This window comes from Rhodopseudomonas palustris BisB18, from assembly GCF_000013745.1.
GTDB lineage: Bacteria > Pseudomonadota > Alphaproteobacteria > Rhizobiales > Xanthobacteraceae > Rhodopseudomonas_A > Rhodopseudomonas_A palustris_F.
The window spans coordinates 496,163-522,180 of sequence record NC_007925.1 but is presented as its reverse complement, the minus strand read 5'-3'; the positions used below and the strand labels follow the sequence as shown (position 1 = coordinate 522,180).

At 66.0% G+C, this 26,018-nt stretch carries 25 protein-coding genes; 1 reads left to right on the top strand and 24 read right to left on the bottom strand.

Translation table 11 applies throughout. The features are described from left to right. Window positions 1-210: 210 nt before the first annotated feature. From rpsO to rimP, 7 genes are all read right to left on the bottom strand, one after another. The gene (gene rpsO / locus RPC_RS02440; RefSeq protein WP_011470966.1) at window positions 211-480 is read right to left on the bottom strand and encodes a 30S ribosomal protein S15; all 270 of its coding nucleotides are present in this window, start codon (window positions 478-480) and stop codon (window positions 211-213) included. A gap of 2 nt (window positions 481-482) precedes the next feature. Further along, a complete protein-coding gene (truB, locus tag RPC_RS02435; protein ID WP_157043289.1) occupies window positions 483-1,565 on the bottom strand; it encodes a tRNA pseudouridine(55) synthase TruB in 1,083 nt (360 codons plus the stop codon). Window positions 1,566-1,645: 80 nt separating this feature from the next. Then, window positions 1,646-2,059: a 30S ribosome-binding factor RbfA gene (gene rbfA / locus RPC_RS02430; RefSeq protein ID WP_011470964.1), complete on the bottom strand. Its 414-nt coding sequence runs from the start codon at window positions 2,057-2,059 to the stop codon at window positions 1,646-1,648. A gap of 216 nt (window positions 2,060-2,275) precedes the next feature. Continuing rightward, window positions 2,276-4,918 (bottom strand): translation initiation factor IF-2, encoded by a 2,643-nt coding sequence (gene infB, locus RPC_RS02425; RefSeq protein WP_011470963.1) that lies wholly within the window; start codon window positions 4,916-4,918, stop codon window positions 2,276-2,278. Between the two features lie 18 nt (window positions 4,919-4,936). Continuing rightward, complete coding sequence (locus RPC_RS02420) at window positions 4,937-5,641, bottom strand: RNA-binding protein (protein ID WP_011470962.1); 705 nt, start codon at window positions 5,639-5,641, stop codon at window positions 4,937-4,939. A 16-nt stretch (window positions 5,642-5,657) separates the two neighbouring features. Beyond that, window positions 5,658-7,283: a transcription termination factor NusA gene (gene nusA, locus RPC_RS02415; protein WP_011470961.1), complete on the bottom strand. Its 1,626-nt coding sequence runs from the start codon at window positions 7,281-7,283 to the stop codon at window positions 5,658-5,660. A 2-nt stretch (window positions 7,284-7,285) separates the two neighbouring features. After that, window positions 7,286-8,074 carry a ribosome maturation factor RimP gene (rimP, locus tag RPC_RS02410; protein ID WP_041801310.1) on the bottom strand — a complete coding sequence of 263 codons (789 nt, stop codon included), beginning with the start codon at window positions 8,072-8,074 and terminating at the stop codon, window positions 7,286-7,288. 330 nt (window positions 8,075-8,404) lie between these two features. On the opposite strand from rimP, the gene RPC_RS02405 reads away from it, so the two are divergent. Then, the gene (locus RPC_RS02405) at window positions 8,405-9,490 is read left to right on the top strand and encodes a DUF2336 domain-containing protein (RefSeq protein WP_011470959.1); all 1,086 of its coding nucleotides are present in this window, start codon (window positions 8,405-8,407) and stop codon (window positions 9,488-9,490) included. Window positions 9,491-9,509: 19 nt separating this feature from the next. On the opposite strand, the gene RPC_RS02400 is transcribed toward RPC_RS02405, so the two are convergent. From RPC_RS02400 to trpS, 17 genes are all read right to left on the bottom strand, one after another. Then, entirely contained in the window at window positions 9,510-9,902 is a 393-nt protein-coding gene (locus RPC_RS02400) for an ester cyclase (RefSeq protein ID WP_011470958.1), read from the bottom strand. Window positions 9,903-10,134: 232 nt separating this feature from the next. After that, window positions 10,135-10,890 carry a tRNA (guanosine(46)-N7)-methyltransferase TrmB gene (gene trmB, locus RPC_RS02395; RefSeq protein WP_011470957.1) on the bottom strand — a complete coding sequence of 252 codons (756 nt, stop codon included), beginning with the start codon at window positions 10,888-10,890 and terminating at the stop codon, window positions 10,135-10,137. 205 nt (window positions 10,891-11,095) lie between these two features. Beyond that, window positions 11,096-11,512: a helix-turn-helix domain-containing protein gene (locus RPC_RS02390; RefSeq protein WP_011470956.1), complete on the bottom strand. Its 417-nt coding sequence runs from the start codon at window positions 11,510-11,512 to the stop codon at window positions 11,096-11,098. A gap of 223 nt (window positions 11,513-11,735) precedes the next feature. Further along, window positions 11,736-13,340, bottom strand: a complete 1,605-nt coding sequence (lnt, locus tag RPC_RS02385) for an apolipoprotein N-acyltransferase (protein ID WP_011470955.1) — start codon at window positions 13,338-13,340, stop codon at window positions 11,736-11,738. Continuing rightward, entirely contained in the window at window positions 13,337-14,599 is a 1,263-nt protein-coding gene (locus RPC_RS02380; protein ID WP_011470954.1) for a hemolysin family protein, read from the bottom strand. The genes lnt and RPC_RS02380 overlap by 4 nt, the downstream gene beginning before the upstream one ends. Before the next feature lies 1 nt (window position 14,600). Then, window positions 14,601-15,107, bottom strand: a complete 507-nt coding sequence (ybeY, locus tag RPC_RS02375; protein WP_011470953.1) for an rRNA maturation RNase YbeY — start codon at window positions 15,105-15,107, stop codon at window positions 14,601-14,603. 68 nt (window positions 15,108-15,175) lie between these two features. Beyond that, window positions 15,176-16,234, bottom strand: a complete 1,059-nt coding sequence (locus RPC_RS02370) for a PhoH family protein (RefSeq protein ID WP_011470952.1) — start codon at window positions 16,232-16,234, stop codon at window positions 15,176-15,178. Between the two features lie 4 nt (window positions 16,235-16,238). Beyond that, window positions 16,239-17,660, bottom strand: a complete 1,422-nt coding sequence (miaB, locus tag RPC_RS02365) for a tRNA (N6-isopentenyl adenosine(37)-C2)-methylthiotransferase MiaB (RefSeq protein ID WP_011470951.1) — start codon at window positions 17,658-17,660, stop codon at window positions 16,239-16,241. A 138-nt stretch (window positions 17,661-17,798) separates the two neighbouring features. After that, entirely contained in the window at window positions 17,799-18,458 is a 660-nt protein-coding gene (locus tag RPC_RS02360) for an HAD family hydrolase (RefSeq protein ID WP_011470950.1), read from the bottom strand. Next, a complete protein-coding gene (locus RPC_RS02355) occupies window positions 18,455-18,892 on the bottom strand; it encodes a Fur family transcriptional regulator (RefSeq protein ID WP_415914834.1) in 438 nt (145 codons plus the stop codon). The genes RPC_RS02360 and RPC_RS02355 overlap by 4 nt, the downstream gene beginning before the upstream one ends. 82 nt (window positions 18,893-18,974) lie before the next feature. Further along, on the bottom strand, window positions 18,975-19,460 hold the full coding sequence (gene rimI, locus RPC_RS02350) for a ribosomal protein S18-alanine N-acetyltransferase (protein ID WP_011470948.1): 486 nt from the start codon (window positions 19,458-19,460) through the stop codon (window positions 18,975-18,977). A 67-nt stretch (window positions 19,461-19,527) separates the two neighbouring features. Continuing rightward, a complete protein-coding gene (tsaB, locus tag RPC_RS02345; protein WP_011470947.1) occupies window positions 19,528-20,223 on the bottom strand; it encodes a tRNA (adenosine(37)-N6)-threonylcarbamoyltransferase complex dimerization subunit type 1 TsaB in 696 nt (231 codons plus the stop codon). 133 nt (window positions 20,224-20,356) lie between these two features. Beyond that, window positions 20,357-20,923, bottom strand: a complete 567-nt coding sequence (locus tag RPC_RS02340; RefSeq protein WP_011470946.1) for a NifU family protein — start codon at window positions 20,921-20,923, stop codon at window positions 20,357-20,359. A 169-nt stretch (window positions 20,924-21,092) separates the two neighbouring features. After that, the gene (locus RPC_RS02335; RefSeq protein ID WP_011470945.1) at window positions 21,093-22,274 is read right to left on the bottom strand and encodes an alanine racemase; all 1,182 of its coding nucleotides are present in this window, start codon (window positions 22,272-22,274) and stop codon (window positions 21,093-21,095) included. Between the two features lie 118 nt (window positions 22,275-22,392). Further along, the gene (locus RPC_RS02330; RefSeq protein WP_011470944.1) at window positions 22,393-23,988 is read right to left on the bottom strand and encodes an ABC-F family ATP-binding cassette domain-containing protein; all 1,596 of its coding nucleotides are present in this window, start codon (window positions 23,986-23,988) and stop codon (window positions 22,393-22,395) included. A 159-nt stretch (window positions 23,989-24,147) separates the two neighbouring features. Further along, window positions 24,148-24,642 carry a universal stress protein gene (locus tag RPC_RS02325; protein WP_011470943.1) on the bottom strand — a complete coding sequence of 165 codons (495 nt, stop codon included), beginning with the start codon at window positions 24,640-24,642 and terminating at the stop codon, window positions 24,148-24,150. 308 nt (window positions 24,643-24,950) lie between these two features. Further along, window positions 24,951-26,000, bottom strand: a complete 1,050-nt coding sequence (trpS, locus tag RPC_RS02320) for a tryptophan--tRNA ligase (protein ID WP_011470942.1) — start codon at window positions 25,998-26,000, stop codon at window positions 24,951-24,953. Window positions 26,001-26,018 lie beyond the last annotated feature (18 nt).

The following is a 26,018-nucleotide window of genomic DNA, read 5'->3' as shown; positions in this document are numbered from 1 at the left end:
CCTCCCGATCGGTGCGGACAAGTCCTTCGGACGCTTGCCCGCGCGACGGACCCCTTGCCCGTCATCGTCCAGCCGCCGGAGTGCTGCTGGACATGTCTTGCGGGCCATCAACTGGCCCGCACATCACATGCATGGAATCGAACCGGAACGGGAAACCCGTGGTCCCACCCTATGCAAAAACGCGCGCCGGGGTCGGCGCGCGAACTTCGCTCAACGACGGATGTTGTGCTTCTCGAGCAGCGCCTTGTAGCGCGCCTCGTCCTTCTTCTTGACGTAGTCCAGCAGCGAACGACGGGTCGACACCAGCTTCAGCAGGCCACGACGGGAATGGTTATCCTTGACGTGGGTCTTGAAGTGGCTGGTGAGGTTGGCGATGCGTTCCGACAGGATCGCGACCTGAACCTCGGGCGACCCGGTGTCGCCGGCCTTCTTCGCATTGGTCTTGATGACTTCCGCTTTACGTTCTGCGGTAATCGACATCGTCAGTTACTTTCCTTAGGCTGCGAACTGGCGGTCAGTCCGTTCAGGTTGAACACGCGCTTGGGGATGAGTTCGCCATTGCCAAGTTCGGCGAGGGCCAGAAGCCGGCCTGCCACCGTGACATAAACTGTGCCGCTACAGTTGGGCGCATCCCGTCCGCGCAACAAAACGGCCTGGCCCCGATGGAGCCTTGCCGCATCAGCCCGTGTGACGGCCAGCGCCGGGATGTCGTCCAGCGCGGTCTCAACGGGCAAAAGCGCGTCGGCGAGGCTACCCTCGCCGGACGCGGCTCTATCGCATAAAGCCTCCAACTGTTCCAGCGGAATCATATCTTGCTCGCCGAACGGCCCGACCAGGGTGCGGCGCAGCGCGCAGATATGGCCGTAACAGCCCAGAATTCTCCCCATATCGCGCGCCAAAGCCCGCACATAGGTGCCCTTGCCGCATTCCGCCTCGAACGTCGAATGGCCCTCATCCGGCTGATCCACCAGGGTTAATTCGTGGATCACCACCGGGCGGGGAACCAGCGGCACGATTTCGCCGTCGCGCGCCATGTCGTAGGCCCGCTCGCCCGCGATCTTGATCGCGGAATATTGCGGCGGGGTCTGTTCGATCTCGCCGGTGAATTGCGGCAGCAGCGCGCGAATCGCCTCGACGCTCGGCCGCAGCTCGCTGGTCGCGGTGGCGCGGCCCTCGGTGTCGTCGGTGTCGCGCTCCTCGCCCCAGGCCACGGTGAAGCGATAGCGCTTGCGGCCGTCCATCACGAAGGGGACGGTCTTGGTGGCTTCGCCCATCGCGATCGGCAGGCCGCCGGAGGCCAACGGATCCAGCGTGCCGGCGTGGCCGGCGCGCTTGGCGGAAAACAGCCGCTTCACCACCGCGACCGCGTGGGTCGAGGTCATGCCGATCGGCTTGTCCAGCACCACCCAGCCGTGGACGTCGCGCTTGTCGCGGCGCGGTTGGCCGTTCTGCTTTGGCTTGCCGCCGCGGCCGTTCTGCCGCGGATCGTTGTTAGCGCGCGGCGCGCGGTCGCCGAGCTCACCGCCGTCCTGGTCGGGCTGCAGCGTTAACTGATCGGACACCATCGCGGCCGAATTCGGAGTGGTCACGTCGATCGGCTCATCGCTCGGCGGCTCGATCGCGGCGGTGGCGGTGGTCTCGTTCATCAGGTTTCGTCCGAATCTTGCTGGAGGTCCTTTTGGACCCCGGGTGTTCTCAATAATTTCTCGATCCGTTCCGCTTCGTCGAATCGCTCGTCGATGCGGAAGCGAAGATCGGGTGCGAATTTTAGATTAACGCGCCGCGCCACGGCGGTGCGGATGAACGGCTTGTTGGCGGCCAGCGCTTTCAGCACGACGTCGGTGTCGCGGCCGCCGAGCGGCATCACATAGACGGTGGCGAGCTTGAGGTCCGGCGACATCCGCACTTCCGGGACGGTGATCAGATGGCCTTCGAGCACGGGGTCGTGCACGCCGCCCTGCGACAGCAGCTCGGCGACGGCATGGCGGACGATTTCGCCGACCCGCAACTGCCGCTGCGAGCCGCCGGGCGACTGAGCCTTCTGATGATGTTTCGGCATGGAATTCACCTATGTCGCCCGGCTCGTCCGGAGCGATGCCTTTCAGGATTAACTGCCGTCATTCCGGATCGCGAGATCGGCGCCAAGGCGCCGATTGAGCGAGTCCGGAATCCATAACCACGACAGGGAGCATAGATTCCGGGCCTGCGATCCATGCCGGCTATGCCGGCGGGATCGCATCCCGGAATGACCAAGAGCGCGCTGTAAGACTTGGACTTACAGCGAGCGTTGGATCGTCTCGACGCGATAACACTCGATAATATCGCCGGCCCGCATGTCGCCGTAATTCTCGAACGCCATGCCGCATTCCTGACCGGACTGCACTTCCTTCACTTCGTCCTTGAAACGCTTCAGCGTCGACAGCTTGCCTTCGTGAACCACGACGTTGTCGCGGATCAGTCGGACATTGGCGCCGCGCTCCACCGAACCGTCGGTGACCCGGCAGCCGGCGACCTTGCCGACCTTGGAGATGTTGAAGACTTCCAGGATCAGCGCGTTGCCGAGCATGGTTTCGCGCAAGGTCGGCGCGAGCAGACCGCTCATCGCCTTCTTCACGTCGTCGACCAGGTCGTAGATGATGTTGTAGTAGCGGATCTCGATGCCGTTGCGCTTGGCGGCCGCGGCCGCTTCCTTGTGGGCGCGGACGTTGAAGCCGATGATCGCGGCGTTGAAACCTTCCGCCAGCGTGACGTCGGATTCCGAGATGCCGCCGACGCCGGCGTGCAGGATGCGCGCGGTGACCTCGTCGGTGCCGAGCTTCTCCAGCGAGCCGAGGATGGCTTCCAGCGAGCCCGCCACGTCGGCCTTGATGATCAGCGGGAAGTCCTTGCGGCCGGTAGTCTTGAGCTGGCTCATCATCTGCTCGAGCGAGCCGCGCAGGCCGGAGACGGCCGAGGCGGACTTCTCGCGCTTCTGATGCGCACGATAGCTCGTCACCTGACGGGCGCGGGCTTCGCTGTCGACCACGGCCATGCGGTCGCCGGCTTCCGGCGGGCCGTTGAAGCCGAGCACTTCCACCGGCACCGAGGGGCCGGCTTCGGTCAAGGTAACGCCCTGATCGGAGATCAGCGCGCGGACCCGGCCCATTTCGGCGCCGGCGACGATGATGTCGCCGACCCGCAGCGTGCCGCGCTGCACCAGCACGGTCGCCACCGGACCGCGGCCGCGATCGAGCTTGGCTTCGATCACGGTGCCTTCGGCCGGACGCTCGGTGTTGGTCTTGAGGTCGAGCAGTTCGGCCTGCAAGGCGATCATTTCCAACAGCTTGTCGAGGTTGGTCTTGTTCTTGGCCGAGACCTCGACATCGACGACATCGCCGCCGAGCGATTCCACCTGGATGCCGTATTGCAGCAGCTCGGTGCGGACCCGCTCCGGCTTGGCGTCTTGCTTGTCGATCTTGTTGATCGCCACGATCACCGGAACCTTGGCGGCCTTGGCGTGATTGATCGCCTCGATGGTCTGCGGCATCACGCCGTCGTCGGCGGCGACCACCAGCACTACGATGTCGGTGACCTTGGCGCCGCGGGCGCGCATCGCGGTGAACGCGGCGTGGCCGGGGGTGTCGATGAAGGTGATCTTCTTGCCGCTTTCCGGCGAGGTGACCTGATAGGCGCCGATATGCTGGGTGATGCCGCCGGCTTCGCCGGACACCACATTGGCGTGGCGCAGCGCGTCGAGCAGCGAGGTCTTGCCGTGGTCGACGTGGCCCATCACCGTCACCACCGGCGAACGCGGCTCGGTGTCGGTGGCGTCGTCGACGATATCGAACAGGCCCTCTTCAACGTCGCTGGCTGCGACGCGCTTGACGGAGTGGCCGAGTTCCTCGGCGATCAGCTGCGCGGTGTCGGCGTCGATCACGTCGGTGATCTTCACCATCTGACCCTGCTTCATCAGCATCCGGATCACGTCCACGGCGCGCTCGGCCATACGGTTGGCGAGTTCCTGGATGGTGATGGCTTCCGGAATGATGACTTCGCGGACCAGCTTTTCCTTCGGCTCGTTGGACTGGTGGCCCTTGAGGCGCTGGGTGCGGCGGCGGAACGAGGCGATCGAGCGCTCGCGGACGTCGTCGGCGGACAGCGCGGTGACCAGCGTCAGGCGGCCGCGCTGCTTGGCGGGCGCCGGCTTCGCGGTCGGCTTCGGGGCGACCACCGGGCGCGCGGCGCCGCCGGGGCCACGACGGATCTGCCGCGGACCTTCGTCCTCGTCGGTGGCGTCGGCGGCCACGCCGGGGGCGCGCGCCGGCGCGCCGGGCTTCGCCGCGGTGGCGGTCGTCGCAGCCGTGGTCTTGGCGGGGGCGGCAGCGGCGGCCTTCTTGGCCTCCTCCTCGCCGAACCGCTTCTTGGCTTCGAGTTCGGCCTTACGCTTGGCCTCCTCGTCCTGCCGATGTCGTTCTTCTTCGGCCTTCTTGCGGGCCTCGGCGGCCTCGCGCTCGGCCTGTTCGATGCCTTCCTTGCTGTTGCGACGGGCGAGTTCGGCTTCCGCCGCCTTGCGCTCTTCCTCGTCGCGGATCCTTGCATCGGCCAGCGCCGAAGCGCGCGCGGTGCGCTCGTCCTCGGTCAAAGTGCGCAACACCACGCCGGAGCCGCCGCCACGGTGCGACGACTGCGGCGGGCGCGACATCGGGGCACGAACCGGCGCGGGCTTCGCCGCAGCAACCGGCGCGGGCGCCGCCGGCGCATCGGCCGGGCCGTCGCCGCCAACCCGGCGCTTGCCGCGTTTTTCCACCACCACCTGCTTGGTACGGCCATGGCTGAAGCTCTGGCGCACGGTGCCCTGCTCGACGCCCCGCTTGAGGGTCAAGGTCTTGCTCGGGCTGACGCTCAAAGTCTTGTCGCCAGGATTTTTCGTATCAACCATTCAGCAGTCCCAATCTCGTTACGCAGTGCGTGCCCGCACAGTCTTCGCCGTGAAGTTGTTGGCCGTGGTGCTGTCGTCCGCCAGCCGGTATTTCACCAGAATCTGACTGCGCGACAGGAAGGTCTTGCCCGCCGCGCCTCCGAGAAGCGCAGCATGTATCACATTTGATCGCCCGAGTGCCAAATCCAATTCGGCCGAAGTGAGAAATGTCACAACGGGAAATTCGCGCGATTCGGTCGTAAAGCGGTCATTTTGCCGGGCAACGGCGTCCAGCTTGCGGATTCCGTCGGCGGCTCCGTCTAAAGCATGAACGAGCGCCACCGCCTCGCCCTGGTTCAGCGCGGCCTCGACCTTGGAGAACCCGCTGACCACCTGGCGGGCCTTGGCGGCCATCGCCAGCGCCTCGATCACCCCGCGCACCAACAGCGCGTCGGTGTCGTCGGCGAGCGTCGCGGCGCCGCGCAGCTCGCGCTTGAAGCCCTTGGCGAACAGGTTTCGCCGCGCCGCCTCGGCCACCGCCCGGCGCGAGGCGGTGACCCACAGCCCCCGCCCCGGCAGCTTGCGCTTCAGGTCGGGGATCACTTCGCCCGTAGGCGCAACCACAAACCGGATCAGCTCTTCGATCGGCCGCACGTCTCGCGATACCGCGCACATCCGCTCGGTCCCGGACCTTGCGGTCCGGGGGCCCTTGTCGAGATCTGCCGGGTCGGCGAAAGCGAGCATGCGCGTGACAACGCTCCTAAACCGGCTGGTCTTCCGACGCCTCGTCGGCGTCGGCGGTGGCGTCGGCAGTCTTGGCGAGGTCGGCTTCGGTGATCCAGCCGGCGATGACGCGGGCCTGCATGATCAGCGTTTCGGCGTCGGCGCGCGAAATCTCGTTGGCGTCGAGAATGCCCGGGAACTTGACCGGCTCGCCGCCTTCCTTGCGCTCGCTCCAGCCCACCAGGTCGTCGGTGGCGCAGCCGGCCAGGTCCTCGACGGTCTTGATGTCGTTCTCGCCGAACTTCACCAGCATCTTCGAGGTCACGCCTGGCACCGTCTTCAAAGCGTCTTCCACACCGAGTTCCTTACGTTTGGCTTCGAGCTCGGATTCGAGCTGTTCAAGATATTCGCGGGCCCGGCTCTGCAGTTCGTTCGCGGTCTCGTCGTCGAAGCCTTCGATGGAAGCGAGTTCGCGGACGTCGACCATGGCCAGCTCCTCGACCGAGGTGAAGCCTTCCGACGCCAACAGCTGGCCGACCACTTCGTCGACGTTCAGCGATTCCATGAAGACACGGGTGGAATTCTCGAAATCGGCCTGGCGGCGCTCCGATTCCTCGGTCTCCGTCAGAATGTCGATATCCCATCCGGTGAGCTGCGAAGCCAGCCGGACGTTTTGCCCGCGCCGACCGATCGCAAGGGATAATTGGTTATTGGTGTCCGGGACCACAACCTCGATCCGCTCACGATCTTCGTCGATCACCACTTTCGAGACTTCGGCGGGTGCCAACGCATTGACCACGAAGGTGGCGATGTCCGGCGACCACGGGATGATGTCGATCTTCTCGCCCTGCAGTTCGTTGACCACCGCCTGGACGCGCGAGCCGCGCATGCCGACGCAGGCGCCGACCGGATCGACCGAGGAATCCCTGGAAATCACGCCGATCTTGGCGCGCGAGCCGGGATCGCGGGCCACCGCCTTGATCTCGACGATGCCGTCGTAGATTTCCGGCACTTCCTGCGCGAACAGCTTGGCCATGAACTGCGGATGGGTGCGCGAGAGGAAGATCTGCGGGCCGCGGGTTTCGCGGCGGACGTCGAAGATATAGGCGCGGACCCGGTCGCCGTTGCGGAACACTTCGCGCGGCAGCATCTCGTCGCGCCGCACGATGGCCTCGCCGCGGCCGAGGTCGACGATCACGCTGCCGTATTCGACGCGCTTCACCACGCCGTTGACGATGTCGCCGATGCGGTCCTTGAATTCCTGATATTGCCGGTCGCGCTCGGCCTCGCGCACCTTCTGCACGATCACCTGCTTGGCCGACTGCGCGGCGATCCGGCCGTATTCCAACGGCGGCAGGGTGTCGGCGATGGTGTCGCCGATCTGCGCGCCGGGGTTGGCGCGCTGGGCGTCCTTCAGCGAAATCTGGTTCGAGGAGTTCTCGACCTCCTCGACCACCAACATGTGGCGGGACAGCCTGAGTTCGCCCTTCTTGGCGTCGATCTCGGCGTGAACGTCGGTTTCGGAGCCGTAACGGGCCCGCGCCGCCTTGGCGATGGCGTCTTCCATCGCGGCGATCACGATCGAGCGATCGATCGATTTCTCGCGCGCAACCGCGTCCGCAATCTGAAGCAGTTCGAGCTTGTTGGCGCTGACAGCGGCCATGTTCAGTCTCCTTCGGTGGGATCGGTTTGGCCCAACCGCTTGCGTTCGGCGGCGGCGAGCCGATGTTCCTTGGTATTGGTCGGCGGCGGCTTCTTCGCCGCCTTGAGTTTGGCCTTCGGCAGCTTGGCCTTCGGCGCGTTGCTCTTGGTCGGATCGCTCTTCTTGGCGTGCGGCGGCGGCGGCGGCAGCACGCCGAGCTCCCGCTTCATCTCGCGCTCGGCGATCTTGCCGCGACGCATCGATTCGGCGATCAATTCGTCGGTCAGCACCAAATTGGCGCTGGCGATATCCTCGAGCGGCAGCAAGCTATTGGGGTCCTCGCCATCGCGCGCGCCCTCGCGCGCCAACAGCACGGCGTCGCCCTGCAGCGGGCCGAGCAGGCCGCGGAAGCGCTTGCGGCCGCCGACCGCGACCGCCATCTCGATCTTGACCAGGTAGCCTTCATAGCGCTCGAAATCGGAGCGGCGAACCAGCGGGCGGTCGATCCCCGGCGACGAAATCTCCAGCCGATAGGCGCGCTCGACCGGGTCTGCGATGTCCAGCACCGGCGACAGCGCGTGCGAAATCGCCTCGCAATCCTCGACCAGCATGGTGCCGTCCGGCCGCTCGGCCATGATCTGCACCGTGCAGCCGAGTTCGCCGGACACCTTGATCCGCACCAGACGATAGCCCATGCCCTGCAGCACCGGGCCGGCCACCGCAGCGACGCGCGCGCCGAGGCCAGGCTCCACCACCAGTCGCGGTTCGGCGAGCAGGTCGAGGTCGACGGCAGCGGGGGTCGGATCGGTCATATCCAGGGTCAGGTGCAATCTGTCGGGCATTGGGTTTTTGGGTCAGGCGCCGCCACGGGCGTTCGAAAGAAATCGCCGGCATCCCGTCCCCGCGTGGGGGTGCTGCAGGTAATAAAAAAGAGCGGGTCCGGGAGGGCCCACTCTCAATACAGCCTGTATGAGATACCAAACTCACGGTGAATATAACCGATCGCGCAACCAGCAGCAAGGGCCGCGCGGCGCCGGAACCGGCGATTTTCGGCGTTCCGGCGCGGCCCCGAATCTAACTCTTCCTTCATTCGGATGGTCTAGATTTTGTTCAACAATTCACTCGCTCATGCCGTGTTGCCCATGCCCTTTGCCGATACTCTGTTTCCCGGTCTGGATGATATCGTCAAGCATGGCGATCCCGGCCGTCGCGCCGACGCGGTGCGGCGCATCGCCGAGCTGTTCGTCGCCGGCGCGGATAATTTTCACGCCGATCACGTCAACTTGTTCGATGGGGTGTTCGCCACGCTGGTGCCGCAGACCGGAATCGAGGTCCGCGGCGAGTTGTCCGAACGGCTGGCGGCGCTAAGCAACGCGCCGCCGGTTCTGGTCCGCAACCTGGCGCGGGACGAGGAGGTCCGCGTCGCCGGCCCTTTGCTGAGCCGGTCGCTGCTGATCGACGACCACACCCTGATCGAGATCGCGCAGTTGCGCGGGCAATCCCACCTGCTGGCGATCGCGCAGCGGCCGACCCTGTCGCCGCCGCTGACCGACGTGATCGTGGTGCGCGGCGACGGCGCGGTGGTGCGTCGGCTGGCCGGCAACGCCGGCGCTGATTTCTCTCCGGTCGGCTATTCCGGCCTGGTGCGGCGCGCCGGACTGGACGACATGCTCGCGGTGACGATCGGCCAGCGCGAGGACCTGCCGGCGCCGGTGCTGAAGGATCTGTTGGCCGCCTCCGTCGACGTGGTGCGGCAGCGACTGTTCGAGATCGCCAAGCCCGCCGCGAAGATCGCCATCAACCGCGCGATGAGCGAACTGGCCTCGGCCCCGGGCCATGTCGCGGTGGTTCGCGACTTTGCGCCGGCGCAGCGGCTGATCGTCAGCCTGCACAACGACGGCGCGCTGAACGAAGCCGCGCTGCTCGGCTTCGCCCGAACCCACCGTTACGAGGAATCCGTCGCTGCGCTGTCGGCGATGTCCGGGGTTCGGATCCGCACGCTGGACCAGCTGTTGATGGGCGAACGCCAGGACCCCATTCTGATTCTCGGCAAATCGATCGGCATCGAATGGGCGACGGTGCGGGCGCTGATCGGGCTTCGGTTCGGGCCGGGCCGTTCGCCGTCGGCGCCGGACATCGAGGAGGCGCGGCTGAACTTCCAGCGGCTGGCGCCGACCACGGCGCTGCGGGTGCTGAATTTCTGGCGGATGCGCGAGCCCGGCGCGTAAGCGGCGGCACCGCACCGCGTCAGCCGGCAAGCTGGGCTTCGATCGCGGCCTTGTCGATCACCGACCAGACCCGCACGATCTTGGCTTCGGCAAATTCATAGAACACGTTTTCGGCGAAGCTGACGCGCCGTCCGTTGACCGCAACACCGAGGAATTCTCCTCGCGGTGCACAGTCGAAGCGGAGCCGGCTCGCCACGCGGGGCGGATCGCAGATCAAGAGCTCTATCTTGAATAGCAGATCGGGAATCTCCCGATAGTTTCCCTGCAGCATCTCAAGGTAACCGCGCAACCCGATCGGCTGACCATTGTGGATCACCTCGTGATCGACGAAGTAGTCGAGCTTCGCCCAGTCCTGCTGATTGAGGCAGGCGATGTAGTCGCGGTAGGTATCGCCAAGCAGGTTCGGCGTCACATCGATCGTCCCTGTGCTTTCAAGACGTCCCGCGGCCGCGGGGAGGTCGCCGAATTGGGCGAGCCCAGCCCAACAACGCAGCAAGCAAACCGGTTCCCAGGCGGCCGCTTTGCGGCGCGCCGGCGCCGGCTGATCACCGCGCGCCGCGGGCGAGAGCAGGATGACGCTCCTCCTCGGCAGCCTGCTGTCGCTTCTTGACCGGCGTGATCTTTTCCCGAAACCGGGCTGAGGCTCACAACTCGCCGGCCTTGGCCCGATCGTTTGGCGCCGCGGCGGCGCGACGGAAGTGCAGATAGGCGGCGCGGCGGCCCTCGCGTTCGGCTTTGCGGCCATAGCGGGTCATGGTGTAGCCGGCGAACGGCAATTGCCAATCGCAGGCCCGCTCCGCGGTCCAGCAAAACTCCTTCGACCGCAGCAGGTGCGCCAGCGTCCAGGCGCAGTAATCGTCGATGTCGCTGACGAAGCGAAACTCGCCGTCCTCATGCAACACCCGGGCCATCGCCGCCACGCTGGTATCCTGCACGAAGCGCCGTTTCCAGTGCCGCCGTTTCGGCCACGGATCGGGATGGATCAGGTCGACCCGCGCCAGCGATGCCGGCGGCGCCCATGCCAGCAGTTCGGCGGCGTCGCCGGCGAACAGGCGGATGTTGCCGAGTTCGCGAGCCTCGATCTGGGCGAGGATTTTCGCCATGCCGTTGACGTAGGGCTCGCAGCCGATGAAGCCGGTGGTCGGATGCGCCAGCGCTTCGGCAATCAGATGCTCGCCGCCGCCGAACCCGATCTCCAGCCGAACCTCGGCGATCCCGGATGCGAACAACGTCTCGAGCCGGGCCGGCGCCGGCGCGCCGAGATCGAACGACAGTCGCGGCAACAGCTCCGCGATCAAATCTGCCTGATGGCTGCGCAGCTTGTGGCCCTTGCGGCGTCCGAAGAAGGCCCGCTCGGGCATCGCGGTCGCGGCTTCGTCGTCGTCACGGGGATCGGGCATGGGCTGGCGCTGCGCAGGGTGAGCGGATTCGGATGGCGCGGCGAATCTACAACGCCCGGACGCGATCGGCAAAATTTGGAATTGTTCTAAGCGGCGGTGCCGCCGGGCATGCGAAAACCAATCGATGCCGAGGTGGGTGCCGAACCGCGCGTGCGCGGTCAGGCTGGGTCGCTAGAGTTCATTGCGAACTCTAAGACGTTGGGTGTCAGCGTTGATCGGGCGCTTCGCGCGAGGCGATCTGTTCGACCAGATCGACGATGCTTCGACGCAGCTTGGAATCGGTGATCCGCGTGAACGCGCGGGTCAGCGCCAGGCCTTCGGAGGTGGCGAGAAAATCCGACACATAGGCCGGCGACGCCGCTTCGGCGAAACCGTCGGCTTTGGCCAGACCACCCGGACCTCCTTCGAACAAGAACGACACCGGCACCTGCAGAATCTCGGAGATCTGCTGGATGCGGCTGGCGCCAACGCGGTTGGTGCCCTTTTCGTATTTCTGAACTTGCTGGAACGTCAGCCCGAGCGCTTCGCCAAGTTTTTCCTGACTCATGCCGAGCATGATGCGCCGCATGCGCACACGGCTGCCGACATATTTGTCAACAGGGTTGGGCGCTTTAGTCGACATCGTACGCACTCCTTGGAAATCGCGCGCAAAACCATTCGCGTGCACGAGGTGGAATACGCCCTAAATAATCGCCGCGTCAAATCCGTGCAAACACCTGAATGATTTTTGCGGTTAATTTCGCCAGATCAACAGTTGTGAATTTGCATACGCCGGTTGTTACTGCCTTGCCGGCAAGCAGTTTGCTCGTTTTTACTTATCCGAGACTACGAGTTGCGCTTATCGCTTACGAGTTCGCCAGGCGGCGACGGAGCACAACTATCATCGTCAGCGCGATGATTATCACCGCGGGAATATTGCCGAAACGCGCATACAAGGTGGGTTTTCTCGCTGCCGGCAAAGCCGAATCCAGCACGCCTTCGACGCCGAGATCAAGCCGTGCGACGATGCGGCCGAGCGGATCGATTACCGCAGAAATGCCACTGTTCGCTGCGCGAACGATCGGTAGTCCCTGCTCGATGGCGCGGACGCGGGTTTGTTGCAGATGCTGATACGGCCCGCTGCTGATACCAAACCAGCCGTCGTTGGTCAGATTGACGATCCAGCCGACCCCCTCGCGCGATCCCAGTTCGTCAGGAAACACCGCCTCGTAACAGATCAGCGGCAACACCCGCGGCGCATGAGGCAAATCGATGGCACGGCGTCGATCGCCCGGAATAAATCCGCCCTGCACCTTGGTTAGTTGAACGAAGCCGATCTTCTCCATCAAATCTTGATACGGCAGAAACTCGCCGAACGGCACCAGATGCAGTTTGTCATAAACCGACAAAATGCTGCCGTCGTGATCGATCGCGTAAATCGAGTTATAAGCGCGGGTTATCCGCGTCCCCGGCGGCAGCTCCGGCGCGCGCACCGAGCCGGTGATCAGGATGGTGTCCTTCGGCAACAGGTCGGCGATCTGCGCCATGGCGTCGGCTTCGCGGGCGAGGAAGAACGGAAACGCCGATTCCGGCCAGATCAAAATAGTCGCGTCGCGCACGCCGGTGGTCTGCGGCCCGGTGGCGCGGTCCGACAGCGCCAAGTACTTGCGCATGACCTCCGCCTTGGCGGCGTAGTTGAAGCGGACGTCCTGCTGCAAATTGGGCTGCATGATGCGCAGCCGAACGTTGGCCACCGTTGCGGTCGGCTCCAGCGACAGCCGGATCATGCCGTAAGCCGCCATCGCGATCAGTACGGTCAGCGCCGCCGCCGGCGCCAGCCAGGGCCGGCGCGTCGCGGCACCGTCGTCGAGCAGCACCGCGGGACTGGCAAAGATCGCCACGGCGACAAAGGTCATTCCCCAAAGTCCGATAACCGACACAGTCTGCGCGAGCGCCAGCGGCTCGGTCAGCGCATAGCCGAAGGCGTTCCACGGAAAGCCGGTGAGCAAATGTCCGCGCAGCCATTCGCCGATCGTCAGACTGACGGCGAGCGCCAGCACCCGCGTGGCATCCTTGGTCCACAACAGCCGCGCCAGCGCCGCGCCGAGCGCGGTGAACAGCGCCAGGTAGGCCGGCAGCCCGCACACCGCGACCGGCAACAGCCAGCCGAAGGTCGGTGCGTCGACCAGGAACGCGTAGCCGATCCAATACAGTCCCGGGACGAAATAACCGAAGCCGAACCACCAGCCGGTCAGCGCCGCGGCGCCCACCCCGCGCCAGCGCCCGGCGCCGGCGCCATCGATCAACCAGACCAGCACCGGGAAGGTGACGAACAACACCGGCCAGGCGTTGATCGGCGCCATCGCCAGCGAGGATAGCGCGCCGGCGGATAGCGCGATGGCGGCGCGCTTCCATCCCCAGGCCAGAATGATGCTCATGCCGATGCTGCGGAGAACCCGCGCCAGCGTCACGGCGAGCCGACTCCGTCGCCCGGCGTGGCCGGGCCGACATTGGCATTGTCGTTGCCCTGAGGCGGACCGGGCTCGTTGCCCTGCGCTGGACCGGGCTCGTTCGGCGCGTCGCGCCGGCGCAATTCGCGTTGCCGCGGGGCCGGGCGTTCCTTGCGGACGCCGATGCGCAGCCGCTTGACCCGGCGCGGGTCGGCGTCGAGCACTTCGATCTCGTAGTTGCCGGGGCCGGAGATCACTTCGCCGCGCACCGGCAGGCGTCCGACATGGGTGACCAGATAGCCGCCCAGCGTCTCGACCTCCTCGCCGGCCTCGCCGGTGACGAAGTCCTCGCCGATCACCTGGCGGACGTCCTCGAGGCTGGCGCGGGCGTCGGCGATGAAGGAGTTGTCGGCCTGCCGCACGATCGACGGCGGCTCGGCGCTGTCGTGCTCGTCGTCGATCTCGCCGACGATCTGCTCGACGATGTCTTCGATCGAAACCAGGCCGTCGGTGCCGCCATATTCGTCGACCACCAGCGCCAGATGAATCCGCGACGCCTGCATCTGCGCCAACAGATCGATCGCCCGCATCGAGGGGGGCACGTAGAGCAGCTTGCGGATGATCCCGGTCTCGGTGAGCGGGATCTTGAGGTCGATGGCGCGCAGATCGAGGCTATTGGGCGAGGGTTTCTTGCGCGAGGATTTGCCGGGCGACGTCTTGGCCGGCGACGTCTTGGCCGGCGAAGTCTTGACGGCTGCGGCAGGGGTCGCAGCGGCCGCCGCCTTGCTCGACGCCTTGCTCTTGCTCGGTAGTTCGTCGCGCGCCCGCGCCGTCATGTAGGCCAACAGATCGCGGATGTGGACGATGCCGACCGGATCGTCGAGGGTTTCGTTGTAAACCACCAGGCGGGAATGCGCGGCGCTCTCGAACAGCCCCATCAGTTCGCCGAGCGTGATGTCCTGCTTGATCGCGACGATGTCGGCGCGGTGCACCATGACGTCGGCGATCCGCCGTTCGTGCAGACCGAGAATGTTGCGCAGCATGGTGCGCTCGATCGCCGAGAAGCCGGTGTCGTCCGGCGTGGTAGCATCGAGTACCACCTGCAGGTCCTCGCGCACCGAGCCCGGCTTCCAGCCGAACAGCGTGCGGATCGCCCGCAGCAGCCAATTGTCGGCGGCCGGCCGCATCACGTCGCCCTGATGCACCACCGCGGGAAGACTGCTACTACTTGGCATCGTGTCGCTCACGGGATTGTCTTGCGCTGGGTCGGGATCCGGCATGTCAATTCACCCGGTCCTGGTCGGCATAGGGATCCGGCACGCCGAGCTGCGCCAGGATCTCGCGTTCCAAACTCTCCATCGCCTCGGCCTCGGCGTCCTTCTCGTGGTCGTAACCGACCAGATGCAGGAAGCCGTGCACCGCGAGGTGGCTGAGGTGATGGTCGAACGGCTTACCTTCGTCGTCGGCCTCGCGCCGCGTGGTCTGGTAGGCGATCGCGATGTCGCCGAGCATTTTCGGCGCGTCGTCGGGCGCGTCGCCTTCCGGCTGCAGCGCCGGAAACGACAGCACGTTGGTCGGCTTGTCGATGCCGCGCCAATTGGCGTTGAGGGTCTGCACGCCGGCGTCGTCGGTGAGCATCACCGCGAGTTCGGCGTCGGCGGTGTCGGCGTCGGTCATCGCCGCCGCGGCCTCGATCGCGCGCAGCACGATCGCCTCGGCCTCGGCTTCGGCCTGCCAGCAATCGGCGACGATCAGAACCTCGGTCGCGGGTGGAATAAAGCGGGTCATCAGTCGGGAATGTCCTTCGCAAGCATGTCCGGATTACGGACGCCTGCCGTGGTCGCGGGGCTGCGGCGTCAGCCCCCGTTTTTGCTCGCCGCTGGGCGCGGCACGCCCTCGTAGGCGGCGACGATGCGCGCCACCAACTCATGCCGGATCACGTCCCCGGCGGTGAATTTCACCTGGGCGATGCCCTCGACGCCGTCCAAAAGCTTGGCGGCTTCGGCGAGGCCCGAGGTCTGGCCGTTCGGCAGGTCGACCTGGCTGGGGTCGCCGGTGACGATCATTCGGCTGTTTTCGCCGAGTCGGGTCAAAAACATCTTCATCTGCATCGATGTGGTGTTCTGCGCCTCGTCGAGAATGATCGCGGCGTTGGTCAGCGTGCGGCCGCGCATGAAGGCCAGTGGCGCGATCTCGATTTCGTTGCTCTGCAGCGCCTTCTCGACGATCCGCGAATCCATCAGATCATACAACGCGTCGTAGATCGGACGCAGGTATGGATCGACTTTTTCTTTCAGGTCGCCGGGCAGAAAACCTAGCCGCTCGCCGGCTTCCACCGCCGGGCGGGTCAGGATGATCTTGTCGACCTCCTTGCGCTCGAACAATTGCGCGGCATGCGCCACCGCAAGCCAGGTCTTGCCGGTGCCGGCCGGGCCGATGCCGAACACCAATTCGTGACGCTTCAAGGCGCGGATGTAGGAATCCTGCGCCGCGGTACGGGCGCGCACCGGGCGTTTGCGCAAATTGATGGCCTCGAACGCCGAACTCGACGGCTTGGCGTCGAATTCGAACAGCGAGCCTTGGGCGATCACCGCGCGGATCGCGCCTTCGACGTCACCCTGCGCCAGATCGTGGCCTTGGGTGGCGAGCTCATAGAGCGTATCGAGCACCCGTCGGGCGGCGTCGCAGCCCTCGCGGGAGCCGGCGATGGTGATGTGGTTGCCGCGCGAATCCACCACCACGGCGAGCCGGCGCTCGACCAGCGCCAGGTTCTGGCCATAGGGGCCGACCAGCGACGAGACCGCGCGATTGTCGTCGAAGGCGACGACCACCTGGGTCTCCGGCTGGGTCTGGCTTTCGCGGTCGAGTTTGCGGCGGGGAGCGAGTGAAGGCGAATCCGATGCGCTTTTGGGCAAGGGTTCAGGCTCCCGTGGTGATCGGCAGGGACTGCGGGGAATCTTCGGATCGCGTTGCGAAGCCTGAGTGTTGCTGCGGCGCTGCGAGTTCGCCGATCAGGCTGTAGCGCTCCAGGCTGTCGATCCGGACCGGCAGCACCTGGCCGATGATATCCGGCGCAGCCATCACATGGGCCGGCTGCAGATAGGCGGTGCGGCCGACGATCTGGCCCGGATTGCGCGCGGCGCGCTCGAACAGCACCTCGACGGTGGTGCCGATCACAGCCGCGTTGAAGGCCGCCTGCTGGCTGTCGATCAACTCCTGGAGCCGTACCAATCGCTCGTCCATGACCGCCGCTGAGACTGTCTCCTGCAACTCCGCCGCTGGCGTCCCGGGCCGCGGCGAATACTTGAACGAATAGGCGCCAGCGTAGCCGATTTGTGTGACCAGCGCGAGGGTGGCGGCGAAATCTTCGTCGGTCTCGCCGGGGAAGCCGACAATGAAGTCCGACGAGAAGGCGATCGCCGGGTTGGCGCTGCGAAAACGGTCGACCAGCCGGCGATAGTCGTCGGCGCTATGCTTGCGGTTCATCGCCGCCAGAATCGCGTCGGAACCGGACTGCACCGGCAGATGCACGAACGGCATCAAGGCCGGCAGATCGCGGTGCGCGTCGATCAGCGACTGATCGACATCGCGCGGATGGCTGGTGGAATAGCGCAGCCGCACGATGCCGGGGATCTTGGCCAGATGATGCAGCAGCGCGCCGAGCGGCCAGGGCCGGCCGTCCGGCCCGTCGCCGTGATAGGCGTTGACGTTCTGCCCGATCAGGGTGATTTCGCGCACGCCGTTGTCGGCCAGCCGCCGGACGTCCTCGACGATCTTGTCGACCGGGCGGGAGACCTCGGCGCCGCGGGTGTAGGGCACCACGCAGAAGGTGCAGAACTTGTCGCAGCCTTCCTGCACGGTGACGAAGGCCGAAATGCCGCGGGCGCGGATCGCGTCGGGCTGTGGCGGCGGTAGAAAGCCGAATTTGTCGTCGACCGGGAACTCGGTTTCCAGCGCGCGGCCGCCGCGCGCGGCCTCAGCCAGCAATTGCGGCAGATGGTGATAGCTCTGCGGCCCGACCACGACGTCGACCGCGGGCTGCCGGCGGATGATCTCGGCGCCCTCGGCTTGCGCCACGCAGCCCGCCACCGCGATATTCATGCGGCGGCCCTGCAAGGCCGCCTCGTCCTTGGCGACGCGCAGCCGGCCGAGCTCGGAATAGACCTTCTCGGAGGCCTTTTCCCGGATGTGGCAGGTGTTGAGGATGACCAGGTCGGCCTCGTCGGCATTCGCGGTCTCGACAAACCCCTCCGGCGCCAGCGCATCGACCATGCGCTGGGCGTCATAGACATTCATCTGGCAACCGAAGGATTTGATGTGCAGCTTGCGCGGCTGAGTCATGGAACCCGAATGCAAGGCAAAACGGCGCGGCCCCGCCGCGCCGGTAAGATCTCTGCTTCAGATAGAGGCTAAAGCCGGCGAAATCCAGCACCGCCGCCGAATGCGCCCCGACGCGCCACCGCGCGGGTTCGCGTCCATCTAAATTTCCACAATTAAATCAGTCAGTTGGCGCATGTCGTCAAAAGCCGCCCGGGCTCCAGCCTGACGCAAGGTCTGGCCGTGCCCGGGCCGGCAATGGCTGCCCCCGGCAAATCCCAGCGTGGCCATCCCGGCGGCGCGGGCGGCGGTGATGCCGGCAACGCTGTCCTCGATCACCAGGCAGCGCGCCGGGTCCGCGCCCATCTGCGCCGCCGCGAACAGAAACAGGTCGGGCGCCGGCTTGCCGCGGGCGACCTGGGTGGCGGAGAAAATGTGCGGCGCGAAACGATCGTAGAGCCCGACCCGATTGAGGCTGACGCCGATCTTCTGCGGCGGACCGCTGGACGCCACGCAGACAGGCTGCGCCAGCGCGTCGAGCGCCTGCGCGATGTGCGGCATCGGTTCGAGCGAGGTTTCCAGCTGGCGAAATAGCTCGACGTTCAATTGCGCATGGAAATCGTCCGGCAGCATCCGGCCAAGCTCGCGCTCGACCTCGCGCCGGGTTTCCCGCGAGGAGCGGCCGAGAAAGCGGTCGTGCACCTGATCGGCGGTGATCGGATAGCCGCTGTGGGTCAGCGCTTGCGCAAAGACCCGGCAGGAAATGATCTCGCTGTCGACCAGAACGCCGTCGCAATCGAAGATGACGAGGTCGACGCTCACTCCGCCTTCTTGTCGTCGTCCAGCGGCACGCAGTACAGCTCGAGCCGGTGATCGACCAGCTTGTAGCCCAGCTCGCGGGCGATCTCGGCCTGCAGCTTCTCGATGTTTTCGTTGGTGAATTCGATCACGGTGCCGTCCCGCAGATTGATCAGGTGATCATGATGGCTGTCGCGCATCTGCTCGTAGCGGGCGCGGCCCTCGCGGAAATCGTGGCGCTCGATGATGCCGGCGTCCTCGAACAGCTTGACGGTGCGGTACACCGTGGAAATCGAGATCTTGTCGTCGACCGCGACGCAGCGGCGGTACAATTCCTCGACGTCGGGATGGTCTTCGGCCTGCGCCAGCACCCGGGCGATCACCCGCCGCTGTTCGGTCATCCGCATCCCGGTGGCGGCGCAACGCGCCTCGATTTCTGTAGACTTCAACACGGGCATGGCTTCCAACGCGGTCATGAGGACTTTGGCTTCGAGAAATTAGCTTTCAAGAATGCCGGCTTGTTCTGCCACCGCAAGGTGGTCACGACAAGTCGCGACGCATTAGCAATGCGTTCAATTGTTCTCCATCGGGCTGCCGGTAATAGCGCTCGCGGCGACCGACCACGGCGAAGTTGAAATGGTCGTAGAGCCGCCGCGCCGGCTGATTGTTCTCCTCGACCTCGAGAAACAACGTCTTGACGCCGCGCCCGGCGAGGTGGCCGAGATGGGTTTGCAGCAGTTCGCGCGACAGCCGGCGGCCGCGATAGCCGGGATCGATGGCGATCGACAGGATTTCCGCCTCGTCCGCCGCCATCCGCGACACCACGAAGCCGATGATCCGCCGCCCCAGCCGCAACCGGTGCACCAGCGTGTTGCGCTGGCTCAGCATGTCCTCGAATTCCTGCTCGCTCCAGCCGCGATGGAACGAGGCGGCGTGCAGTTCCGACAGCCGCGCGGCGTCGCGCAGCGTCGCGCCCTCGACCTGCGCGTCGGCGTAGCCCCAGAACTCTGCAAGCCAGGTCATCATCGGCGGGTCACGATCGGCAAGAGTCACGAACGGCAAATGTCACGAACCGGGTGTCACGAACGGGGTGTCACGCGGAGGGCGCTGCGGCGAATTGCACCGCGGGAATTTGCGGCTTGGCGTCGGGCGGTCGCAGATAATACGGCCGCGCCGGCGAATTCTCCGGGGTGACGGCGGCGCCGAGCCAGGCCACCCAGCCGATGTCGGGCGCCGGTTGGGCGTCGACGAACACCGGTGGCGCATCGGACGGCCAGCGCGCGGCCAAAAGCTGCGCCGCATTGCCGACCAGCCGGGGCGCGCCGAACCGCGCCGCGGCGGCGATGGCCTGGTCGATCGGGGCGACCCGCGGCCGCAGCAGCGTGGTGCCGTCGCCGCCGGACACTTGGTAATAGACCTGGTCGTGGCGGGCATCGATCGCCGACAGGATCGGATCGCCGGCCGTCTCGCCGAGCAGCGGCGCCGCGAAGGCGGCGAGCGTGGTGAGGCCGACGACCGGCCGGTCGGCCGCCAGCGCGATGCCGCGCGCCGCGGACAGCCCGACCCGCAGCCCGGTGAAACTGCCGGGGCCGGTGGTCACCGCGATGCGGTCGAGCGCCTCGAAGGAAATCCCGGCATCGGCCATCACCCGCGCGATCAGCGGCACCAGCGCTTCGGCATGGCCGCGCTGCATCGGCAGCGATTGCTGCGCGATCATGGTGGCGGAATCGGTGTTCAGCACGCCGGCGGCGCACGCGTCGAGGGCCGTGTCGATGGCGAGGATCAGCATGGCGGCGACTATACCAGCATCGTCACCGCCGCGTCATGTGCCGCGATACCGCCTCGGGCATTAATCCCGAGCGGTTTGCCCATCCCGCATGGATTTTCCGCGCGGCGGCAGCCGCCGCGGCTGAAGCTCCGGCTCAGATCGGCCGCACCTCGACCACGGCCGGCACGAAGTGCTTCAACAGGTTCTGGATGCCGTGCTGCAGCGTCGCGGTGGACGACGGACAGCCCGAGCAGGCGCCCTGCATCTTCAGATAGACGATGCCGTCCTTGAAGCCGCGGAAGGTGATGTCGCCGCCGTCATTGGCGACCGCCGGGCGCACCCGGGTCTCGATCAGATCCTTGATCATGTCGACGGTTTCGGCGTCGGCCTTGTCGAAGAACTCGTCGTCCTCCGAGGGCTCGTCGCCGTCGACCCGGCCGTCGGCCATCAGCGGCTCGCCGGACATGTAATGTTCCATGATGGCGCCCAAGATCGAGGGCTTGAGGTGCTGCCAGTCGCTGTCGTCCTTGGTCACGGTGACGAAATCCGAGCCGTAGAACACCCCGGTAACGCCCGGCACCTCGAAGATCCGCTCCGCCAGAGGCGAGCGCGCCGCGGTGGCACGGTCGTTGAATTCCATGGTGCCGCTGTCGAGCACGACGCGGCCGGGGATGAACTTCAGGGTGGCGGGGTTCGGCGTGGGTTCGGTCTGAATGAACATGGTTGTCTCCGTCGTCGCCGGTTCAAGGCCGGCGCGTGGCCTGGCTCGCTGAGGGATGGCTTTAGCTTAACAGATGGCTTGGCTTAGCAGATGGCGATGCCGAACGCACGATCAAGACGCCGGAAAAACCCGCAGCCCGGGGTTGCGGCGGAGCGGCTGGGCCCGCCGTTCACCAGCCGTTGATCCGCGGCCAGATCGCACTCACGGCGCCGGCATCGTCGAGCACGTGATAGCGGTCGTGCTGGGCCCCGGTGGCGCAGGCGTGGTTGGGCAGAATGCGCAGCTGCGCGCCGATCGGCAGATCGGGCAACGCGGCGCCGCTGCCGGGGCGAACCGCGACGATGCCGTGTTCCTGGTTGGCGTCCTTGACGATCAGGTCCGGATAGGGCTGCCCGGCAAGATCGCAGACCAGGCCGTAGCCCTGATCCACCGCCTGCCGCGCGGTGCCGCGATCGCGCGACAGCGCCATCCAGCCGGCGTCGACGATGATCCAGCCTTTGGCGCGTTGCTGGCCGATCACGCTGCCGAGCACCGACAGCGCGATGTCGTCGATCGCGCAGGCGCCGATGCCGGCCTGCACCAGATCGCCGATCATGAACACGCCGGCCCGCACTTCCGTGATGCCGGCAAGCTCCTTGGCGAAGCGCGCGGTCGGGGTCGAGCCGATGCTGACCACCGGGCACGGCAGCCCGGCGTGGCGCAGCTGCGTCGCGGCGCCGACCGCGGCCGCCCGCTCGGCTTCCGCCGCAGCCGCGATCGCCGCGGGATCGCTGAGACCGTAGCTGTCCCCGGCATGCAGCAGCACGCCGCGCAGGTCAGCGCCGCCCTCGATCAGCCGCCGTCCGATCGCGGTCAGCGTGGCCGCGTCGTTCGGCGCGACGCCGGAGCGGTGGCCGTCGGCGTCGACCTCGATCAGCACCGGCAGCGCATCGGCATTGGCCTTGACCCACTCGACCACCGCGTCGGCCTGCTCAACGCTGTCGAGGATCACCGCGAGATCGGCGCCGAAGCGTTTGCGGATCGCGCCGACGCGGTCGAGCTTTTGCGGCGCGATGCCGACGGCATAGATCATGTCGCGCACCCCGCCCGCGGCGAAGAACTCCGCCTCGCGCAGGGTCGACACCGTCGCCGGGCCGCCCGGATGGGTCATCGCGATCCGCGCCACCTCCAGGCATTTGGCGGTCTTCAGATGCGGCCGGAAGCCGACGCCCAGCATCTCCAGATGCCGTTTCATGGTCGCAACGTTGCCGCGCAACCGCGCCTCGTCGAGCAGCAGGCAGGGCGTCGCCAGCTCTTGCAGGCGTGGCGTGCCGGGGTTTGAGGCGGGCGCCAGCATGTCGGTCTCCATCATCAGGCTCGCTGCGGGGTGCCTTGAACTCGACGATCGAGCGAGGCCGCAGACGACATTAGAACGATCAGTTGCGGAGGTTCTATCGGATACCATCCAAGAACCGCGACGCTTTTCGAGATCATGCGCGCGGCGGAACCTGCAATTGAACCCAGCGGGTGATGCCGATCGTCGCGAGGAATGCCGGATCGTGGCTGACCACCAGCAGAGCGCCGTCATAGCCGCGCAAGCCCGCCTCGACCGCTTCAATTGCATCGATGTCGAGATGATTGGTCGGCTCATCCAGAATCAGCAGCGCCGGCGGCGCCGGTCCACCCAGCACGCAAGCCAGGCCGGCGCGCAGCGCCTGCCCGCCGCTCAGGCCGGAGACGATCTGCAGCGCCGCATCGGCGCGGAACATGAAGCGGGCCAGCGCAGCGCGGCAGGCGTTTTCGTCGCAGCCCGGATTGATCCGCCGGAAATTGTCGCGGATCGAAACCGAACGGTCGAGCAGGCTGACCTGCTGGTCCAGCATGGCAAAGCCTGTCATGATCCGGACGCGCCCCGACCAGGGCGGCAGCCCTCCCGTGATCAACGACAACAGCGTGGTCTTGCCTGAACCGTTCGGACCGCCGATCGCCACCCGCTCAGGCCCGACCAGCTTCAGCGTGAAATTTTCGACGATCGGGCAGCCGATCTGATAGCCGCCGCTGAGCGCGTCGATCTCCAGCACCGTTTTGGTCGCCGACAACCCGGTCGAGGGCAGCGCGACCGCCAACGGCTGCAGGATCTCGATCCGCTGACGCGCCGCGTCAACAGCCTCCGACGCCTGCTGGCGCCGTCGCTCGGCGAGCCGGGCGGCTTCGCCTGCGGTGTTTTCGCTGCCGGCCTTGCGCAGGCCGAGCGCGATGGCCGGAATATCACCGCGTCTGCCCTTGTTGCGCCCGACGCGATCCTTGCGGGCCTTGCGCTCCTGCCCGCGCTGCGCCGCGTGGGCCAGGGCCCCGACCCGCCGTTCGGCGTCCGCCAGCTGTTGCCGGGCGGAGGCCAGTTCGATCGCCTTGCGGGCGCGATAACTGCTCCAATTGCCGCCATAGCTGGTCGCGCCGCGCGAAGTCAGCTCGACGATCGTATCCATGGTTTCGAGCAAGTCGCGATCGTGGCTGACGATGATAGCGCCGCCTTGCCACTCTGCCAGCATCGCCATCACCGCCGCGCGACCGTCGCGATCGAGATTGTTGGTCGGCTCATCCAGCAGAGCGAAATCCGGCTTGGCGAAGGCCAGCGCCGCCAGTTTGGCACGGGTGAGTTGGCCACCTGACAGGTTGGTCAGCGGCGCATCGAGAGCCAGTTGCAGACCAAAGCGTCTCAACGCACGAGCAATTCGGGTCTCCAGCGTCCAGTCGATGCCGACCTGATCATCGGCGACGAGCAACCCGGCTTCAGCGCGACGAAGCAAAGCCAGGCCATCGGCCACGCCGAACAGATCGGCGACGGCGGCATCGGCGGCGGCCTGAACGGTCTGATCCAGCATCGCCAGCCGGCCGTGGATGCTCACCTCGCCGGTCTGAGGCACGAGGCCGCCGGCGATCAGCTTCAAGAGGGTGGTCTTGCCAATCCCATTGCGACCGACCAGCCCGGTGCGGCCGCGACCGAAATGCAGCGTCAGGCCGGAAAACAGCGTCCGGCCGTCAGGGGTGGACCATGCGAGATTGGTAAGCGAGATCGAGGCGGACATGGCGACAGATTTCTCCGGTGGCAAGGCTGATCGGCGTTGCTGTCGGATCGAAATCCATGGCTCCAAACCTCCTGTCGAATGTCCGGGCAGACCATATTGCAAATCAGGCGGGTGACAAGCCGCCAGGCGACCCGCTGTGAAATGCGGTGCGATGCGCCGCTACGACAGCGCGTCGATCTCGTCGTCGGTCAAATTGCCGGGCACGATCATCACCGGGATCGGGAACGCGCCGATGCCGCGCAGCATGGTGGTGACGATCGGCCCGGGCCCTTCGGCCCCCGCATTGGCGGCCAGCACCAGCATCACGATGTCGACGTCCCGATGGATCACGTCCTTGATTTGCTCCAGCGGGTCGCCCTCGCGGATCACCCGCTCAGGCGTAATCGCCGCGATGCCGTTGGCGCGGCCGGAGGCGCGGTCGAGCGCGGTTTCGGCGATTTCCTGCGCCTCGGCGCGCATCACGTCGGCGACGCCGAGCCATTGCTGATTATGGTCGAGGATCTCGATCACCCGCAGCATCACCACGCCGCCGCCGATTCGCACCGCCCAGCGGCTGGCGTAATACACCGCGCGATCCCATTCCGCGGTCTCGTCCACGATCACCAGGCACTTCGGCTGGTGCCCCGGCTCATAGCTTCGTCGCTGCGTTCTCATCGAAGTCCCGCTGCCGATCCGCGCTTGCGCGCCGGCCCATGCTGACAGGCACGGCGCGTGTCGACAAGCGGCACGAAATGATGGTGAGCAAGATCGAGAATCCGAACCAAGACGATCGCGCTGAGTCGTCATCCTGAGGAACCCGGCGAAGCCCGTAGGGCGAAGCCGGGTGTCTCGAAGGATGACGCCGCGTGGATTGCGGATCAGTCAGCGTGCCCGCGGCTCATCCTTCGAGGCGCGCGCAAGTGCGCGCGCACCTCAGGATGACGCCCCGATGAGCGGATAGGACGCGCAATCTGCCAGCAAGTTCAGCCCTTTTTGCGCACCAGGCCGACGATGTCCTTCACCGCATTCATGGTCTCGGCGGCGATGACGCGGGCGCGGTCGGCGCCGTCGGCCAATACCTGATCGACGTAAGTCGTATCGGCGGTCAGCCGCTTCATCTCGGCGGCGAGCGGGGCCAGTTTCGACACCGCCAGATCCACCAGATTCGACTTGAAGCCGGAGAACTGCGCGCCGCCGAATTCGGCCAGCACCTCGGATTTCGGCTTGCCGGCCAAAGCCGCATAGATGCCGACCAGATTGTCGGCCTCGGGGCGCGGCTCGAGGCCCTTTTCCTCGCTCGGCAACGGCTCCGGATCGGTCTTGGCCTTGCGGATCTTTTGCGCGATGGCGTCGGCGTCGTCGGTGAGGTTGATCCGCGAATAATCCGACGGGTCCGACTTCGACATCTTCTTGGTGCCGTCGCGCAGGCTCATCACCCGCGTCGCCGGGCCGGTGATCACCGGCTCCGGCAGCGGGAAATACGCCTCGCCATAGCCTTGCGCGGCGATCGAGGCGGAAAAATCGTTGTTGAACTTCTGCGCGATATCGCGCGTGAGCTCCATGTGCTGCTTCTGGTCCTCGCCGACCGGCACATGGGTGGCGCGATACACCAGAATGTCGGACGCCATCAGCACCGGATAATCATAAAGTCCAACCGAGGCGTTCTCGCGATCCTTGCCGGCCTTTTCCTTGAACTGGATCATCCGGTTGAGCCAGCCGAGACGGGCCACGCAGTTGAACACCCAGGCCAGTTCGGCGTGTTCGGAGACCTGGCTCTGGTTGAAGATGATCTGCTTCTTGGGGTCGATGCCGGAGGCGATGAAGGCCGAGGTCACCTCGCGGGTATGGCGTCGCAGTTCGTCCGGGCCGCCCCAGACCGAAATCGGCATGGTCATGGCGTGCAGATCGACCACGCAATAGATGCAGTTGTGGGTGTCCTGCAGTTTGACGAAATTGACGATCGCGCCGAGGTAGTTGCCGAGATGGAGATTGCCGGTCGGCTGCACGCCGGAGAAAACCCGTTCGATCGTCATGTTGCTGTTCCCGCGAGC